The sequence below is a fragment of the Methylobacterium nonmethylotrophicum genome (assembly GCF_004745635.1).
Taxonomy (GTDB): domain Bacteria; phylum Pseudomonadota; class Alphaproteobacteria; order Rhizobiales; family Beijerinckiaceae; genus Methylobacterium; species Methylobacterium nonmethylotrophicum.
Genome location: NZ_SRLB01000002.1, coordinates 370,295 through 385,392 on the forward strand (window position 1 = coordinate 370,295; position 15,098 = coordinate 385,392).

A 15,098-nucleotide genomic window follows, 5' to 3' on the forward strand; every position below is an offset into this window, starting at 1 on the left:
GGCGTCGGCGCACCGGCGTGCTAGACAGCCCGCGCGAGGCGCCCGCCCGGGTAGCGCCGCGCGAGTCGCAGGGCCGTCACGCCATGTTCGATATGAGTTGGGGCGAGGTGATGCTGATCGGCGGCGTCGCGCTCGTCGTCATCGGCCCCAAGGACCTGCCCCGCGCCCTGCGCACCGTCGGCCAGGTCACCGCCAAGCTCAAGCGCATGGCCGGCGAGTTCCAGAGCCAGTTCAGCGAGGCGATGCGCGAGGCCGAGCTCGACGATGTCCGCCGCGAGGTCGAGGGCATCAACCGCAGCGTCGCCTCGGCGGGCACGACCGGCTTCAACCCGGTCCAGACCATCCGCAACGAGCTGAAGAGCGCCGTCGACGGGGTGCCGAAGCCGGCGACTTTGCCGATGCCGTCGTCCGATCCGCTCGCCTCCGCGGACCTGCCGATGATCGCGCCGCCCGAGCCGGCCCATCCGGCGCCTCCAGCCGTGCCGACGGATCCGGCCACCCCCGCGCCGGCGCCCGAGAAACCCACGAGCGAGGCCCTGGCGGCCGCCACCGCGCAGCTCAAGGCCGACGCGGCCCGCGTGGCCGACGCGGCCCGCGCCACCTCCGCCCCTCCCCACGACGTCGCCAGCACGGGCCACACCCCATGATCACCGAGGCCGATGAAGCCGAGATCGAGGCCTCGCGCGCACCCCTGATCGAGCATCTGATCGAGCTGCGCTCGCGGCTGATCAAGTCGATGCTCGCCTTCGGGGTGATGTTCTTCGTCTGCTTCTTCTTCGCCCAGCACATCTATAACGTGCTGGTCTATCCTTACGTGAGCGTCGTCGGGGCCGAGAAGGCGCGGCTGATCGCGACCCACTTCCTCGAGCAGGTCTTCACCAACATCAAGCTGAGCGTGTTCGGCGCCGGCTTCCTGTCCTTCCCGGTCGTCGCCACCCAGCTCTACGCCTTCGTGGCGCCGGGCCTCTACCGCAACGAGCGCCGGGCCTTCCTGCCCTACCTGGTCGCGACGCCGATCTTCTTCGTGCTCGGCGCCCTCGTCGTCTACTTCCTGGCGATGCCGCTGCTCATCCGGTTCTCGGTCAGCCTGCAGCAGATCGGCCAGCCCGGCGAGGCCACGATCGAGCTCCTGCCGAAGGTGGACGAGTACCTCTCGCTCATCATGACGCTGATCTTCGCCTTCGGGATCGCGTTCCAGCTGCCGGTGATCCTGACCCTGCTGGGGCAGGTCGGGATCATCGATTCGAAGTTCCTGAAGGAGCGCCGGCGCTACGCCATCGTGCTGGTCTTCGTCGCCGCCGCGGTGCTGACCCCGCCGGACGTGATCAGCCAGCTCTCCCTCGCGATCCCGATGCTGCTCCTCTACGAGGCCTCGGTGTTCTCGGTCCGCACCATGGAGCGGCGCCGCGAGCGGGCGCGGGCGGCGGAGGAGGCAGCGGGGGATTAGGTTCGCCCCCGCGGGTGCACGACGAGGTTGCTCTCACCAGGACACCAAGAAGGCGCGGGATCTTCGATCCCCATAACCCCTCCCCACAACTTGCAGCGATTCCGGGCAAGCCCGGGATCGCCTGGGGAGGGGAATGCGCGAGACGCGGATCCGACGTTCCAGCACGGCCTCGTCCTCCCCCAACTCCTCATCCATCCGCGCCGCCAGATCGAAGAACCGCCGCCGCACCTCGGCCGCGTAAGGGTTCTCGCGCTCGATGGCGCGACAGACCTCCGGGGCGTCGTGCCGGACCATGCCGACCGCCTGCATCACCAGGTCGAAGCTGCGCGTCGTCATCCGGGTCGGCAGCGGCTCCATCGCCACCAGCACCTTGGCGATCAGGTGGGTCAGGCCCTGCACGGCGGCAGCCTCGCGGTCGTGGGCTTCCGGCGTTGTCAGGATCCCGTCGAGGCCGAACGCCCGGCGCAGGACGGCGCCGACGCGCTGCGCCCGGTCGCCCCGCACGGCGCAGACCGCGATCTTGAGGTCGCGCAGGCCGTCCCGCGCGCTCTCCGGGCGAAAGCCGGTCACCCGGTCCGGGCGCCGGCCCCGTTGCGGGGCAGGACGGTCTCTCTCCATGACCTTGTCCAAGCCGTCCTTCGAGCAGCGGCTGTGGGCCGACTTCGGTCACGAGGTCGAGGCGGGCACGTCCTGCCGGCAGCGGTGAGACTCGGCCCTGCCGCCCTGCTCACCCGAGTTGCACCCAGCCGAGACGCTGTGGCCGCTGACCGATGAGACGGTGGTCGACCGCCACATCACCGACCTGGACGAGCTGGAGCGTATGGTCGAACCGCCTTGCGCCACGTTGAGCGATCGGCGCGACATCATCCGATCACGAAAGAGCGTCCGCGGGCACCGCACAAACACCATGCCAATGCCTGAGCTGAACCGATCAACCGGAGAATGCAGGCAATCATTAAGTTGCAATCCGACGCTCACCTTGCCGTTAGATGAAATTCCCTACGGTAAGACATTCATAATGACTTAACCTCTGCGACACACCGTAGCATTCATTCAGACAAACACCGATGTCGGACGGTGCGGAACGTCATGCGCAACCTGTATTGGCAGAAAGCGAGCCTCGCCGGACTCCGCAAGGCGGACGGCGGATCAGCCGCGGTCGAATTCGCTGCGGTCGCTCCGATGTTTCTGGCGATATCGTTGTTCATCATCACGGTCGGAATGCATCTCAGGGCGCAGAACATGATCGACAGTTACGCGCGAGATGCCGCACGAGGTGTATCGATCGGCTACATGACGATATCTGATGCGAAATCCTTCGTCGAGCGCAATGTTCTGAAGGATCTCGGGGTTGCCGTCACGGTCGAGATCACGACGCAAACCGACCCGGCGACGACGGACAAGGATGTCATCGTTTCGATCACCATTCCGGTCGAGCAGGCCAAGAAGATAATCCCGATGTCGGAATGGTTTCCTGGCAGCATTGCCGCGAGGGCGGCCATGCGAAGCTTGTAAATCATCGCAGCAGGCTGGGTCCGGCCATGATCGCGTTCTGGAGCAATCGCAGCGGCGCGGGAGCGGTCATGGCGGCTCCGCTCCTCTTCATCGCTGCCGCCGTGGCGGGACTCGTCATCGACGTGGGCTTCGCCTACCGCGAGAACAACCGGCTTCTGACGATCGCGGAAGCGGCCGCGCTCGCCGCGGCAACCTTTATCGACAGCACGGACCGCGCTTCGGCGCTGACAGCCGCACAAGATCTGGCGCTGAGAAACGCACCGCTCTCCAAGAGTCTGATCAACCGCGACGACCTCGTCTTCGGACACTGGGAGAACGGGCGTTTCACCGAAGTCGGCTCGATCAACGCGGTCCGGGCGACCGCATCGATGACCCCGACCAAGGGAAATGCCTTTCGCACCGCCTTCGCGAAGATGTTCGGCTCCGACCACTGGAGCTTGTCCCGCAGCTCCGTGGCGATGCTGGGGAGTCAGCCGCTCTGCATACTGGTGCTTCATCCGACGCACAGCGATGCCCTCGACATCGATCCTGGCGCCTAGATCGACGCACCCGAGTGTTCCATACAGGTCAACTCGAAGAGCTCCGGTGCCCTGGAGCTTGGGAGTGGATCCTACGTCAATGTCAAGAGCATCATGGTGACGGGCGGCGTCCACAAGAGCAGCTCGGCCAGGGTGACACCGACGCCGATCACCGGCGCCAAGGCGGTCGACGATCCCTATGCTGCGCTCTCGCCCCCGACGAACGCCAAATGTGGTGGTCAAAAACTGATCAGAGGCGGCACGACCACGATCGATCCGGATCTCGCCTTCTGCAGCGGCCTCACGATCGATGACGCCAGGGTGACCTTCAAGCCAGGTGTGTATGTCATAAAAGGCGAATTTACCCTGTCGAATGGCGCCTCGATATTCGGAGATAGTGTTCTAATATATCTTGAAGGCGCCGGAAGCGATATATTTTTCCACTCAAACACGAGTTTCGAACTGAAGGCCTCGAAAACCGGACCATATGCCGGAATTGTCATATGGTCCGACCGCAGGAACACGAACGATCATGACATCTATTCGCGTTTCGGAGCGTATGCCGAGGGCACGATCTACGCCCCCAGCAGCCAGGTCGAATTCGAGAACAAGACAGTCTGGGAGGCGCCGTGCATAAGGATCGTCGTTGCGCGCCTGGAACTCGACAACGATTCAAGATACCATGCGTCGAATCCCGCAGCAAAGTGCAGCAACAACATCTACGGCGCGAAAAAGCCGAAGCTCGTGAATTGAAGCAGTCCCGGCACCGGCGACAGAGCAGGCCCGACGACGGCGTCCCGTGGTCGCCGAGCCCGCGGACCCCCGACCGGGAACGGCGAGCGCGGCGACCGGCCTCATTCGGCGGGGCCGGCCATGGACGCCGAGCCCCCATCCATCCGCGCCGCCAGATCGAAGAACCGCCGCCGCACCTCGGCCGCGTAGGGGTTCTCGCGCTCGATGGCGTGAAAGACCTCCGGGGCGTCGTGCCGGACCATGCCGACCGCCTGCATCACCAGGTCGAAGCTGCGCGTCGTCATCCGGGTCGGCAGCGGCTCCATCGCCACCAGCACCTTGGCGATCAGGTGGGTCAGGCCCTGCACGGCGGCGGCCTCGCGGTCATGCGCCTCGGGTGTCGTCAGGATCACGTCGAGGCCGAACGCCCGGCGCAGGACGGCGCCGACGCGTCGCGCCCGGTCGCCCCGTACGGCGCACACCGCGATCTTGAGGCCGCGCAGGCCGTCCCGCGCGCTCTGTGGGCCGAAGAGCGGGTGGGTGGCGACGATGTCGACGCCCGGCGGCAGGCCCGCCCGCATGATCGCGGCCGGCCGCACCTTCACCGAGCCGACATCGAGGACGAGGGCGCCCGGCTGCAGGTGCGGGGCGATCGCGCGGACCACCTCGGCGAGGGTCGAGACGGGGGTCGCCAGGATCACCACCGGGCAGGCGGCGGCCTCTTCCAGGCCGCACGGCAAGAGGTCGAAAGCCGCGAAGGCCGCGTCGGGCACGAAGGGATCGTGGACGCGCAGCGAGAACAGCGGCGCCAGGTGTTCGGCGGCGAGGCGGCCGAAGGCGCCGAAGCCGATCAGGCCGAGGGCGGGACGCGGGACGGGGGAGGACGGCACGGAAGACCTCGGGGGTGGGCGAGGTCGGCGGGCCTGGAATTCCTCAGAAGCCTCAACCGCCGACACGTCGCAGCGGTTGAGAGATGACGCGCACTCCGCCGCTAGGTAAGCGGCGCGTAATAGAGTCCGGAATGGAGGGTGCTGGCCATGGCGGAACGCTCTACGCCCGGACGACCGTCGACGTCAATCGGAACCCCTGCCCTAGAACTCGATGCCCTCCTGCGCCTTCACCCCCGCCGCGAAGTGGTGCTTGACCTGGCCCATCTCGGTGACGAGGTCGGCGGCGGCGATCAGATCCGGCTTGGCGTTGCGGCCGGTCACCACGACGTGCAGGTCCGGCCGGCGCCGGCTCAAGACGCCCACCACCTCCGAGAGCGGCAGGTAGTCGTAGCGCAGCGCGATGTTGAGCTCGTCGAGGATCAGGAGCCGGATGCTCGGATCGGCCATCAGCGCCTCGGTCTTCGCCCAGGCGGCCCGGGCGGCCGCCACGTCGCGGTCGCGGTCCTGGGTCTCCCAGGTGAAGCCCTCCCCCATCGTGTGCCACTCCACCTGATCGCCGAAGCGGTCGAGGGCGAAGCGCTCGCCGGTCTCCCACGCGCCCTTGATGTACTGCACCACCCCGACGCGCCAGCCACGGCCGAGCGCCCGCAGCATCAGCCCGAAGGCGGCCGTCGACTTGCCCTTGCCGGGGCCGGTATGGACGATGAGCAGACCCTTCTCGATCGTCTTGCCCGCCACCTCGGCGTCCTGCACCGCCTTGCGCTTCTCCATCTTGGCGCGGTGGCGCGCCGCCTCGTCGTCGCTCACTCTGCGTCTCCCTTGACGATCATCGGCAGTCCGGCCACCACCAGCACCACCCGGTCGGCGATGGCGGCGAGGCGCTGGTGCAGACGCCCGGCCTCGTCGCGGAAGCGCCGGGCCAGCGCGTTCTCCGGCACGATGCCGAACCCGACCTCGTTCGAGACCAGCACCAGGGGGCCGGCGGCTCCGCGGCACGCCTCGACCAGGGCGTCGACCTCCGCCGCGAGGTCGGCCGCCTCGTCCAGCATCGCGTTGGTGAGCCACAGGGTCAGGCAGTCGACCAGAACCGGCTGCCCGCGCGGCCCCTGCCGGATCGCCTGGGCCAGGTCTCGTGGCGCATCGACCGTCTCCCAGGGCGCCGGACGGCGGGCGCGATGCTCTGCGATGCGGGCGCGCATCTCGTCGTCCCAGGCTTGCGCCGTCGCGACGTAGCGCCAGGGGCCGGGCCGCAGCTCGATCAGCCCTTCCGCGTACCGGCTCTTGCCCGAGCGGGCGCCACCCAGCACCAGGGTCAGGCGCGGCGCGGCATGTTCCGGATCCTGCACGCGGGTCTCCTTCCCGGGAAATGTCGGGCCCGGAGGTGTCGCGGGGCAGGGCGCCGATTGCAAGCCCGCCGGCTTGCGTCTACGGTCGCGCCCGACGGTGCCTCGCAAGCGAGGTGAAAAGGGAACGCGGGAACCGGGCTCGGCCCGGCGGGCCGCGGCTGCCCCCGCAACTGTGAGCGGTCGAACACGGTCCGCCATCGGCCACTGGAGCGATCCGGGAAGGCGGTGGACCCCGAGAGGCCGTGAGCCAGGAGACCTGCCGTCATCCCTCGTGTCTCGACGCCGCCGGTGGGGCGGCAGGAGTTCGTCATGGTCGCGATCACCCGGTCCCTCTCCCCCGCCCTCGCCGGCGAACGCCTGAGCGCCGTGCTGCTGGCCGCGGCCCTCGGGGTCGGGCTGCTCTTCGTCTCCGGCTTCGCGCCCGTGGTCGCCCTGCACAACGCCGCGCACGACTGGCGCCACGCCCACAACTTCCCCTGCCACTGACCAGGGCCGAACCGTGTGAAGCCGCGCGGCCTGCGCCCTGACCGGGGTGCGGGCCCGAGGCCCTTGGGTCGTGCAGGTAAACTCCCGATGACGAAACGTCTGCTCGCCGCGGCCCTGGTCGCCGGCTTCCTGGCCGCGTGCGTGGCCTCGGCCCTGCAATTCGCCCTTACCTCGCCGCTGATCCTGGCGGCGGAGAAGTACGAGACGGCGGCCGCTCCCGCACCGGTCCACGCCTTCGCCAACCCGCTGATCGTCCTGGCGCATGCCGGGCACGACCACGGTGCCGACGAGGCGCAGTGGCAGCCGGCGCCCGGCCTGCCGCGCCTCGCCTTCACGGCGCTCGCCACCCTGGTGAGCGGCGTCGGCTACGCGCTCCTGCTCGGCGCCGTGCTGGTGGCGGCCGGCCGCACCGTGACGCCGTCCGAGGCGCTGACATTCGGCATCGGCGGCTTCCTCTCCGCCAGTCTCGCCCCGGCGATCGGGCTGCCGCCGGAACTGCCCGGCATGGCCGCCGCGGCTCTCGAAGCGCGCCAGCTCTGGTGGGTGGCGACCGCGCTGGCTACCGCCGCCGGCCTCTACCTGGTGGCGATCCGCCGCGGGCCGGCCGCGGTGGCGCTCGGCCTCGCCCTCATCGTCGCCCCGCACGTCTGGGGCGCGCCGCACGGGCCGGAAGAAATCTCCGCCATGCCGCCCGTCTTCGCGGCGCAGTTCACCGCCCGCTCGCTGGCGATCGCCTTCGCGTTCTGGGCGGTGCTCGGCCTCGCCTTCGGCTGGGCCTGGGGGGCGGTCGAAGGACGTCAGGGCGTGGCACGCCAGACAGGGGTGACCGCGTGAGCGAGCCCGTCATCCTCTACGTCTGCACCACCTGCCGCGACGCCGCCGATTCAGGCGACGGCCCCCGCGCCGGGGCCCGCCTGCACGAGGCGCTGACGGCGGCCCTCGCAGAGCGGCCCGGGGCGAATGTCCGGATCGAGCCGGTGGAATGCCTCTCGGTCTGCAAGCGGCCCTGCACCGTCGCGGTCGCGAGCCCGGGCCGCTGGACCTACGTCTACGGCGACCTCGATCCGGCCGCCTCCGCCGCAATCATCCTCGACGGCATCGGCCTCTATGCCGGAACCCCCGACGGGATCGTGCCCTGGCGCGAGCGCCCGCAGGAATTCCGCAAAGGGGTCGTCGCCCGCCTCCCTCCCGCGCCGGCTGCCTCATGACCATCCTGAACAAGATCCCGTGCACCATCGTCACCGGCTTCCTCGGCGCCGGCAAGACGACGCTGGTGCGCCACGCCGTCGAGCACAATGACGGGCGGCGGCTGGCGATCATCGTCAACGAGTTCGGCGATGTCGGCTTCGACGGCAGCCTGCTCGCCGAGTGCGGCATCCCGGGCTGCGACGCCGACGCGGTGGTCGAGCTCCCGAACGGCTGCATCTGCTGCACCGTCGCCGACGACTTCGTGCCGGCGCTGAACAAGCTCCTCGACCGGCCCGAGCCGCCCGAGCACATCCTGATCGAGACCTCCGGCCTCGCCCTGCCGAAGCCCCTGGTCCAGGCCTTCAACTGGCCGGCGATCCGCTCCCGGGTCACCGTCGACGGCGTGGTGGCGGTGGTCGACGGCCCGGCGGTGGCCTCGGGCGCCTTCGCGGACGATCCGGAGGCGCTGGCGGCGCAGCGCGCGGCGGATGCCAGCGTCGAGCACGAGAACCCGCTGGAAGAGGTGTTCGAGGACCAGCTCCTCTGCGCCGACCTCGTGGTGATGAACAAGTCCGACCTCCTCGACGAGGGCGAGCGGGCCCGGGTCCGCGCCGAGGTCGAGGCGCACCTGCCGCGGGCCGTCAAGCTCGTCGAGACGGCCCACGGCGCCCTCGATCCGCGGGTGCTGCTCGGGATCAACGCGGCGGCCGAGAGCGACCTCGCCGCCCGTCCCTCGCACCACGAGACGGAAGAGGACCACGACCACGACGACTTCGAGAGCGTGGCGCTCCCGGTGCGGGCCGCGGGCTCGCCCGAGGACCTGGCCGGCCGGGTGGCGAAAGCCGCCGAGGTGGCAGGCGTCCTGCGGATCAAGGGCTTCTGCGCCGTCGCCGACAAGCCGATGCGCCTCGTGGTCCAGGGCGTCGGCCGCCGCATCGCGCACCACTACGACCGGCCCTGGCGCCCGGGCGAGCACAAGGACGGGACGCTGGTGGTGATCGGGCTGACCGGCTTCGACAAGGAGGCGGTGGCGGCGGCGTTGAAGGGCTAGAGCCGGGTCTACATCAAAGCGGACTACACCGAGAGACGCGCGCATTCCTCCTCTCCCCGCGGGCGGGGAGAGGGCTGTGTTCCCGTCTAGGGAACACAGCGAGGCGGCAGCCGAGGGTGAGGGGGTGCCTCCGGATGAGGCTCCTCCGGCACTTCCCCCTCACCCTCGCTCCGGCTGTGCCTCCGCTTGCTGTGTCTCCTGAACGGAGACACAGCCCTCTCCCCGCCCGCGGGGAGAGGAGAGACACGTGCTTCGTCTTGGAACGTGGCCTGTAAACGCCGTATCGTTCTCGCCACGTCGTTCGAGAACCAGAGAAACACCCGAGCCCCGGGAGGGCATCGCATGTCGGAGCCCGCGCGGCGGCGCTGGAGCGTGCAGGAGTTCTTCGCCTGGCAGGAGCGCCAGGACGAGCGCTACGAGCTGGTCGGCGGCGTGCCGATCCGGATGAGGCTGATCTAGGACCCGCCGATGCACCTCCTGCGCATCGATACGGTCTCCCTCGACGAGGGCGAGGCGGCGGTCGATCTGGGCCAGGCGCCCGGCGACGTCGTGGCTCTGTCCTTCACCGATTCCGACCTCGCCGGCCTTGGCCAGGCCTACGCCGCCCTGCCGGGCGACCGGCCGAGCCTGCGCCTCGCCAAGCTGGCGCAGCTGCGCCACCCGCTCTCCGTCGACCTTTACGCCGATGCGGTGATCGCCCGCGCCCGCTTCGTGCTGGTGCGCTGCCTCGGCGGGCTCGATTACTGGCGCTACGGCATCGAGCGCGTCGCCGAGACCTGCCGGGCGCATGGCATTCCGCTCGCGGTGCTGCCGGGGGACGACCGTCCGGATCCGCGCCTCGACGCCGTCTCGACGGTGGCGCCGGATCTCCGAGACACCCTCGACGCCTATTTCCGCGCCGGCGGGGCCGAGAACCTGCGACGGCTGCTCACCCGCATCGCCGCCGAGCTCGGCCGGCCGGTCGCGGCGGAGCCGCCCCGCGCCCTGCCGCGCGGCTTCGTCTGGTGCCCCGGCTGCGGCGCCCGCGACGGGTCGGGCGCCGCCGCGCCCCTGCCCCGCGCCCTGGTCCTCGTCTACCGCTCGGCGATCCTCGGCGGCGACACCGCGCCCGCTACCGCCCTGGCGGCAGCCCTGTGGGAGCGAGGGCTCAGCCCCACCATCGTCGCCGTCGCGAGCCTGAAGGACCCGGAGGCCGTGGCCGTCGTGCGCGAGGCGATCATGGCCCAGCGCCCCGCCGTGATCGTCGCCGCCACCGCCTTCTCGGCCCGGGACGATGCCGGCTTCGTCCTCGACGCGGCCGCGTGCCCGGTGATCCAGGCCTTCACGGTCGGCTCGGGCCGGGAGGCCTGGGCGGCCTCCGACCGGGGCCTGAACGCCGCCGACCTCGCGATGCAGGTGGCGCTGCCGGAATTCGACGGGCGGCTCGCCGGCTTCCCCATCTCCCACAAGGAGGAGGCGCGGGAGGTCGAGGGGTTCCGCGAGCGCCGGGCGGTGCCGGACTTCGCCGGGATCGCCGCGACCGCCGACCGGGCGGCCGCCTGGGCCCGCCTCGCCGCGATGCCCCGCAGCGAGCGCCGCCTCGCCCTCGTCCTGTCGGACTACCCGGCCCGGGGCGGGCGGGCCGGCTTCGCGGTCGGGCTCGACACGCCGGCGAGCGCCAGGGCGATCCTCGACCTGCTGGCCGCCGAGGGCTACGCGGTCGCGGACGTCCCGGAGCCGGACGCCCTCATGCGCCGGCTCACCGAGGACGCGCCGACGCTCGCCGTGCCGCTCTCGGCTTACGAGGCCTGGCGCATCCGCCTGCCGGCTGAGGCCCGCGCGGCGCTGGCCGTTGAATGGGGCGCGCCCGCCGACGACCCGGCCTGCCGGGACGGCGCCTTCCGGTTCCGGGCGGTGCGGGCGGGTCGCGTGCTGGTGGCGCTCCAGCCCGACCGCGGCCAAAGGGGCGATCGCAAGGCCGGCTACCACGACCCCGACGCGGTGCCGTGCCACGCCTACCTCGCCTTCCACCTGGCGCTGCGCGAATCGTGCGACGCGCTGATCCATCTCGGCACCCACGGCACCACCGAGTGGCTGCCCGGCAAGGCGGTGGCGCTCTCGCCCTCCTGCTGGCCGGCGCTGGCCGTCGGGGCGTTGCCGGTGATCTACCCCTTCATCGTCGACGATCCCGGCGAGGCGGCGCCGGCCAAGCGCCGGATCGGCGCCGTCACGATCGGTCATCTGCCGCCGGAGACCGCCGCGGCAGGGCTCGACCCGGAGGCCGCCACCCTGCGCGAGCTGGTCGAGGAATACTCCGCCGCCGCCGTGCTCGATCCGCGCCGGGCGACCCTCATCGCCCGCGGGATCCTGGAGCGGGCCGGGGATGCGGGGCTGCTCGCCGCCGCCGGGATCGACCGCGCCACGGCGATGCCGGACGCCCTCGCCGCCCTCGACGCGCATCTGTGCGACCTCGCCGAAGTGACCACGCGCGACGGTCTGCACGTCTTCGGGCAAGCGCCGGACGTTCATGCCGAATGCGGCCCCGCCGAGCGGGCGGGCCTGCTCGCGGCCCTCGACGGCGGCTTCGTGCCACCGGGCCCTGCCGGCTCGCCCGCCCGCGGCCGGACCGACGTGCTGCCGACGGGCCGCAACCTCGCCACCCTCGATCCCCGCGCCCTGCCGACCCGTGCCGCCGCGATGCTCGGCGAGAAGGCCGCGGCCGAGGTGGTGCGCCGCTATCTGCAGGACGAGGGCGAGTACCCGGCCCGCCTCGTCATGGACCTGTGGGCCTCGCCCACCCTGCGCACCGGCGGCGAGGACGTGGCCCAGGCCCTCGCGCTCATGGGCGTGCGCCCGGTCTGGGACCATGCCTCGACCCGGGTGACCGGATTCGAGGTGCTGCCGCTCGCCCTCCTCGACCGGCCGCGGATCGACGTGACGGTGCGGGTCTCCGGGGCCTTCCGCGATACGTTCCCGGACACGCTGGCCCTCCTCGACCGGGCCGCCCGGGCGGTCGCCGCCCGCGAGGAGGACGATGCCGACAACCCGCTGGCCGCCGCCCGCCGCCGGGGCGAGGCGCCGGGGCGGGTGTTCGGAGCCGCCCCCGGCCGCTACGGCGCCGGCACGGCCGCGCTCGCCCTCGACGGCGACTGGACCGGGCGGGACGATCTCGCCCGGGCCTATCTCGACGCCACCGCCGCGGCCACGGGCCCGTCGCACGCCGCGGGCGCCCCGGACGCCGACTTCGCCGCCCGGGTCGCGGCGGCGGATGCCTATCTCCACGCCTTCGACGTCGCCGAGCGCGACCTCCTCGACGGCGACGCGGGCGCCGACGCGATGGGAGGATTCGCTGCGGCCGCCGCCTCCCTCGGCGCGGCGCCGGTCCTCTACAGCCTCGACACCAGCCGCCCCGAGGCGCCCCGGGCCCGCACCGCCCGCGAGGACGTCACCCGGCTGGTGCGCGGCCGCCTCGCCCATCCGCGCTGGATCGCCGCGCAGCTGCGCCACGGCTGGCGTGGTGTCCAGGAGCTGGCGCAGGGGCTGGATGCCGTCTTCGTCATGGCCGCTGCCACCGACGCGGTGGCGGATGCCGACCTCGACCGGCTCTACGACGCCTATCTGGGCGACCCCGCGACGCTCGCGGCGATCGAGGCGGCCAATCCCGGCGTCGCCCAGGCGCTCCGCGACCGCTTCGCCGACATGCGCCGGCGCGGCCTCTGGCGCAGCCGGCGCAATTCCCTCGCGGCCCTCGAGCCGCGCGAGGCCGCCGAATGAGCGCCGTCCCGGTGAAGCCGGCACCCCGGCGCGGCTGGTGCCCAGGCCTCGCCCGTCCGATGCCGACCGGCGACGGAATGCTGGTGCGCCTCCACCCGGTCGCCGGGCGCCTCTCCGCAGCCCAGGCCCGGGCGGCGGCGCGGGCGGCGCGGGAGGGCGGCAACGGCCTCCTCGACGTGACGGCCCGCGGCAACCTGCAGATCCGCGGGGTGACGGCGGAGAGCCACGCCCACGTCGTCGCGATCCTGGGCGAAGCGGGGCTCGGCGACGTGCGCCACGACGGCGGGCCGCAGCGCCTGACGCTCAGCGCACCGTTCGCCGGGGCGGCCTGCCTCGCGGTCGTGGCGGCTTTGGAGGCGATCGGGCGGGAGGTGCCAGGCCTGCCGGCCAAGACGCTGGTGGCGGTGGAAGATGAGGCGGGCGGGCTCGGGCCGGTCGAGGCGGATCTGTGGGTGCGGGTGACGACTACGCCGCATGGACGATGTCTGCCGGATGGAACGCCGGATTTCCCCTCTCCCCGCGGGCGGGGAGAGGCCTTCGCCCCCTTCTGGGGCGAAGGAAGCGCGAAGCGCGAGGGTGAGGGGGTGTCCACGGATGTGGCTCTTCCGGCACCTCCCCCTCACCCTCGCGGCGAACCTGCGGTTCGCGGCTCGCTGCGTTCCCTGAACGGGAACACAGCCCTCTCCCCGCCCGCGGGGAGAGGGGACATGCGCTCGGCTCAACGTAGCAATCTGCGTGCGGATGCGCCGGGGACGCGGGCGACCGTGCTCCAACTCGCCGTCGCAACCCCCGACGGCCCGACCTGGCTCGCGCCCCTGCCCGCCTCCACCGGCCTCGCCACCGTGCGCACCCTCCTGCTAGGCCTCGCCACCTCCGGCGCCCGCCGCATGCGCGCGCTCCCCGTGCCGCAGCGCGACGCTCTCCTCTCCGGCCTCGCGCCGGGCGAGCCTGCCCCGGCCACCACCACGCATCCCCCCGGCCGGCACGCCCGCGCCCTCCTCGCCGAGCTCCCCTTCGGCCGCTGCGACGCCGCTCTCCTCGACCGCCTCGCCGGCTGGAGCGAGTCCCACGGCGACGGCCACCTCGCTCTCACGCCGAGCCGCGGCGTTGCCCTCATCGCCCGCGACGAGGCCGCCGCCGAGGCGCAGCGGGGCGCGGCCGGGGCCGCCGGCCTGATCGTCGATCCGGCCGACCCGCGCCGGGCGGTGGCCGCCTGCCCGGGGGCGCCGGCCTGCGCCTCCGGCGGCACGCCGGCGCAGGGCGACGCCCCCCGCCTCGCCGCCGCCTTCGCGCATCTGGCGCGGCTCGGCGCCACCGCCCACGTCTCCGGCTGCCCGAAGGGCTGCGCCCATCCCGGGCCCGCCACCCTGACGCTGGTCGGCCGGCCGGATGGTCGCTACGGGGTGGTGCCGGAGGGCCACGCCGGGACCGAGACCGATCTGACCCTCACTTTCGATGCCGTGCTGGAGCGGCTAGAGAGCGTCCGAGACCATTCCGGCCTGAGAGACGCATTCCGGGAGCCTGCATGAACCCGCGCCTCGACTACATCCGCGACGGCGCCGCCATCTATGCGCGCTCCTTCGCGATGATCCGCGCCGAATCCGACCTGTCGCGCTTCCACGGAACCGCGGAGCGGGTGGCGGTGCGGATGATCCACGCCTGCGGGATGACCGACCTGCCCGCCGACATCGACCTGTCGCCGGACTTCGCGGACGCCGCGGAGGGCGCGCTGCGCCGCGGTGCCCCGATCCTGTGCGACGCCAGGATGGTCGCCGACGGCGTCACCCGCGCACGCCTGCCGGCGGGCAACGACGTGATCTGCACCCTCTCCGACCCGCGCGTGCCGGACCTCGCGAAAACCCTCGACACGACCCGTACCGCCGCCGCGATGGAATTGTGGCGCGACCGGCTCGCCGGCGCGGTCGTGGCGGTCGGCAACGCGCCCACCGCCCTGTTCCGCCTGCTCGAGATGCTGGACGAGGGCGTGGCGCGGCCGGCGGCCGTGATCGGCGTGCCGGTCGGCTTCGTGGGTGCGGCCGAGTCGAAGGACGCGCTGGCACAGGACGGCCGGGTGCCGTTCCTGGTGGTGCGCGGCCGGCGCGGCGGCAGCGCCATGGCGGCGGCGGCCGTCAACGCGCTGGCCAGCGAGGCCGAGTGATGCACGGCGCGTCC

The 15,098-nt window shown here is 72.0% G+C and carries 15 protein-coding genes, 1 pseudogene and 1 riboswitch; of the genes and pseudogenes, 12 read left to right on the plus strand and 4 right to left on the minus strand.

Features of this window, described 5'->3' with window-relative positions; genetic code table 11:
• Positions 1-83 precede the first annotated feature (83 nt).
• Together tatB and tatC are read left to right on the plus strand one after the other, a co-directional pair.
• Positions 84-647 carry a Sec-independent protein translocase protein TatB gene (gene tatB / locus EU555_RS04460; protein WP_135413344.1) on the plus strand — a complete coding sequence of 188 codons (564 nt, stop codon included), beginning with the start codon at positions 84-86 and terminating at the stop codon, positions 645-647.
• Entirely contained in the window at positions 644-1,447 is an 804-nt protein-coding gene (gene tatC, locus EU555_RS04465; RefSeq protein WP_135413346.1) for a twin-arginine translocase subunit TatC, read from the plus strand. Before tatB ends, tatC begins: the two co-directional genes overlap by 4 nt.
• Before the next feature lie 33 nt (positions 1,448-1,480).
• Here the strand turns inward: tatC and EU555_RS04470 are convergent.
• Positions 1,481-2,008, minus strand: a pseudogene (locus tag EU555_RS04470) (prephenate dehydrogenase dimerization domain-containing protein); the annotation flags it as partial.
• Between the two features lie 528 nt (positions 2,009-2,536).
• Between EU555_RS04470 and EU555_RS04475 the strand changes: the two are divergent.
• The 3 genes from EU555_RS04475 (at position 2,537) to EU555_RS04485 (ending at position 4,233) form a co-directional block, all read left to right on the plus strand.
• Positions 2,537-2,962 (plus strand): TadE family protein, encoded by a 426-nt coding sequence (locus tag EU555_RS04475; RefSeq protein WP_135413348.1) that lies wholly within the window; start codon positions 2,537-2,539, stop codon positions 2,960-2,962.
• A gap of 26 nt (positions 2,963-2,988) precedes the next feature.
• Positions 2,989-3,501 carry a pilus assembly protein TadG-related protein gene (locus EU555_RS04480; protein WP_135413350.1) on the plus strand — a complete coding sequence of 171 codons (513 nt, stop codon included), beginning with the start codon at positions 2,989-2,991 and terminating at the stop codon, positions 3,499-3,501.
• 93 nt (positions 3,502-3,594) lie between these two features.
• Complete coding sequence (locus EU555_RS04485) at positions 3,595-4,233, plus strand: hypothetical protein (RefSeq protein WP_135413352.1); 639 nt, start codon at positions 3,595-3,597, stop codon at positions 4,231-4,233.
• A gap of 101 nt (positions 4,234-4,334) precedes the next feature.
• Here EU555_RS04485 and EU555_RS04490 read toward each other — a convergent pair whose 3' ends face one another.
• The 3 genes from EU555_RS04490 to cobU all read right to left on the minus strand — a co-directional run bounded on the left by EU555_RS04490 (position 4,335) and on the right by cobU (position 6,418).
• A complete protein-coding gene (locus EU555_RS04490) occupies positions 4,335-5,102 on the minus strand; it encodes a prephenate dehydrogenase/arogenate dehydrogenase family protein (protein WP_135413354.1) in 768 nt (255 codons plus the stop codon).
• 201 nt (positions 5,103-5,303) lie between these two features.
• Positions 5,304-5,909: a cob(I)yrinic acid a,c-diamide adenosyltransferase gene (gene cobO, locus EU555_RS04495; protein ID WP_135413356.1), complete on the minus strand. Its 606-nt coding sequence runs from the start codon at positions 5,907-5,909 to the stop codon at positions 5,304-5,306.
• Positions 5,906-6,418: a bifunctional adenosylcobinamide kinase/adenosylcobinamide-phosphate guanylyltransferase gene (cobU, locus tag EU555_RS04500; protein ID WP_135413499.1), complete on the minus strand. Its 513-nt coding sequence runs from the start codon at positions 6,416-6,418 to the stop codon at positions 5,906-5,908. The genes cobO and cobU overlap by 4 nt, the downstream gene beginning before the upstream one ends.
• Positions 6,419-6,526: 108 nt before the next feature.
• Positions 6,527-6,726, plus strand: a riboswitch (cobalamin riboswitch).
• Positions 6,727-6,757: 31 nt separating this feature from the next.
• Between cobU and EU555_RS04505 the strand changes: the two genes are divergently transcribed.
• The 7 genes from EU555_RS04505 (at position 6,758) to EU555_RS04535 (ending at position 15,084) form a co-directional block, all read left to right on the plus strand.
• Positions 6,758-6,934, plus strand: a complete 177-nt coding sequence (locus EU555_RS04505) for a CbtB domain-containing protein (protein ID WP_135413358.1) — start codon at positions 6,758-6,760, stop codon at positions 6,932-6,934.
• Between the two features lie 87 nt (positions 6,935-7,021).
• Positions 7,022-7,768: a CbtA family protein gene (locus EU555_RS04510; RefSeq protein ID WP_135413360.1), complete on the plus strand. Its 747-nt coding sequence runs from the start codon at positions 7,022-7,024 to the stop codon at positions 7,766-7,768.
• The gene (locus EU555_RS04515; protein WP_135413362.1) at positions 7,765-8,142 is read left to right on the plus strand and encodes a DUF1636 family protein; all 378 of its coding nucleotides are present in this window, start codon (positions 7,765-7,767) and stop codon (positions 8,140-8,142) included. Before EU555_RS04510 ends, EU555_RS04515 begins: the two co-directional genes overlap by 4 nt.
• Positions 8,139-9,173: a cobalamin biosynthesis protein CobW gene (gene cobW, locus EU555_RS04520; protein ID WP_135413364.1), complete on the plus strand. Its 1,035-nt coding sequence runs from the start codon at positions 8,139-8,141 to the stop codon at positions 9,171-9,173. The genes EU555_RS04515 and cobW overlap by 4 nt, the downstream gene beginning before the upstream one ends.
• 468 nt (positions 9,174-9,641) lie before the next feature.
• The gene (cobN, locus tag EU555_RS04525; protein WP_135413366.1) at positions 9,642-12,926 is read left to right on the plus strand and encodes a cobaltochelatase subunit CobN; all 3,285 of its coding nucleotides are present in this window, start codon (positions 9,642-9,644) and stop codon (positions 12,924-12,926) included.
• The gene (locus tag EU555_RS04530; RefSeq protein ID WP_135413368.1) at positions 12,923-14,455 is read left to right on the plus strand and encodes a nitrite reductase; all 1,533 of its coding nucleotides are present in this window, start codon (positions 12,923-12,925) and stop codon (positions 14,453-14,455) included. Before cobN ends, EU555_RS04530 begins: the two co-directional genes overlap by 4 nt.
• Positions 14,452-15,084 carry a precorrin-8X methylmutase gene (locus tag EU555_RS04535; protein ID WP_135413370.1) on the plus strand — a complete coding sequence of 211 codons (633 nt, stop codon included), beginning with the start codon at positions 14,452-14,454 and terminating at the stop codon, positions 15,082-15,084. The genes EU555_RS04530 and EU555_RS04535 overlap by 4 nt, the downstream gene beginning before the upstream one ends.
• The last annotated feature ends 14 nt before the right edge of the window (positions 15,085-15,098 follow it).

Excerpts from the sequence above, each read along its gene's own strand:
- tatB (WP_135413344.1), top strand. The coding sequence starts at position 84 with ATGTTCGATATGAGTTGGGGCGAGGTGATGCTGATCGGCGGCGTCGCG.
- tatC (WP_135413346.1), top strand. The coding sequence starts at position 644 with ATGATCACCGAGGCCGATGAAGCCGAGATCGAGGCCTCGCGCGCACCC.
- EU555_RS04475 (WP_135413348.1), top strand. The coding sequence starts at position 2,537 with ATGCGCAACCTGTATTGGCAGAAAGCGAGCCTCGCCGGACTCCGCAAG.
- EU555_RS04480 (WP_135413350.1), top strand. The coding sequence starts at position 2,989 with ATGATCGCGTTCTGGAGCAATCGCAGCGGCGCGGGAGCGGTCATGGCG.
- EU555_RS04485 (WP_135413352.1), top strand. The coding sequence starts at position 3,595 with ATGGTGACGGGCGGCGTCCACAAGAGCAGCTCGGCCAGGGTGACACCG.
- EU555_RS04505 (WP_135413358.1), top strand. The coding sequence starts at position 6,758 with ATGGTCGCGATCACCCGGTCCCTCTCCCCCGCCCTCGCCGGCGAACGC.
- EU555_RS04510 (WP_135413360.1), top strand. The coding sequence starts at position 7,022 with ATGACGAAACGTCTGCTCGCCGCGGCCCTGGTCGCCGGCTTCCTGGCC.
- cobW (WP_135413364.1), top strand. The coding sequence starts at position 8,139 with ATGACCATCCTGAACAAGATCCCGTGCACCATCGTCACCGGCTTCCTC.
- cobN (WP_135413366.1), top strand. The coding sequence starts at position 9,642 with ATGCACCTCCTGCGCATCGATACGGTCTCCCTCGACGAGGGCGAGGCG.
- EU555_RS04530 (WP_135413368.1), top strand. The coding sequence starts at position 12,923 with ATGAGCGCCGTCCCGGTGAAGCCGGCACCCCGGCGCGGCTGGTGCCCA.
- EU555_RS04535 (WP_135413370.1), top strand. The coding sequence starts at position 14,452 with ATGAACCCGCGCCTCGACTACATCCGCGACGGCGCCGCCATCTATGCG.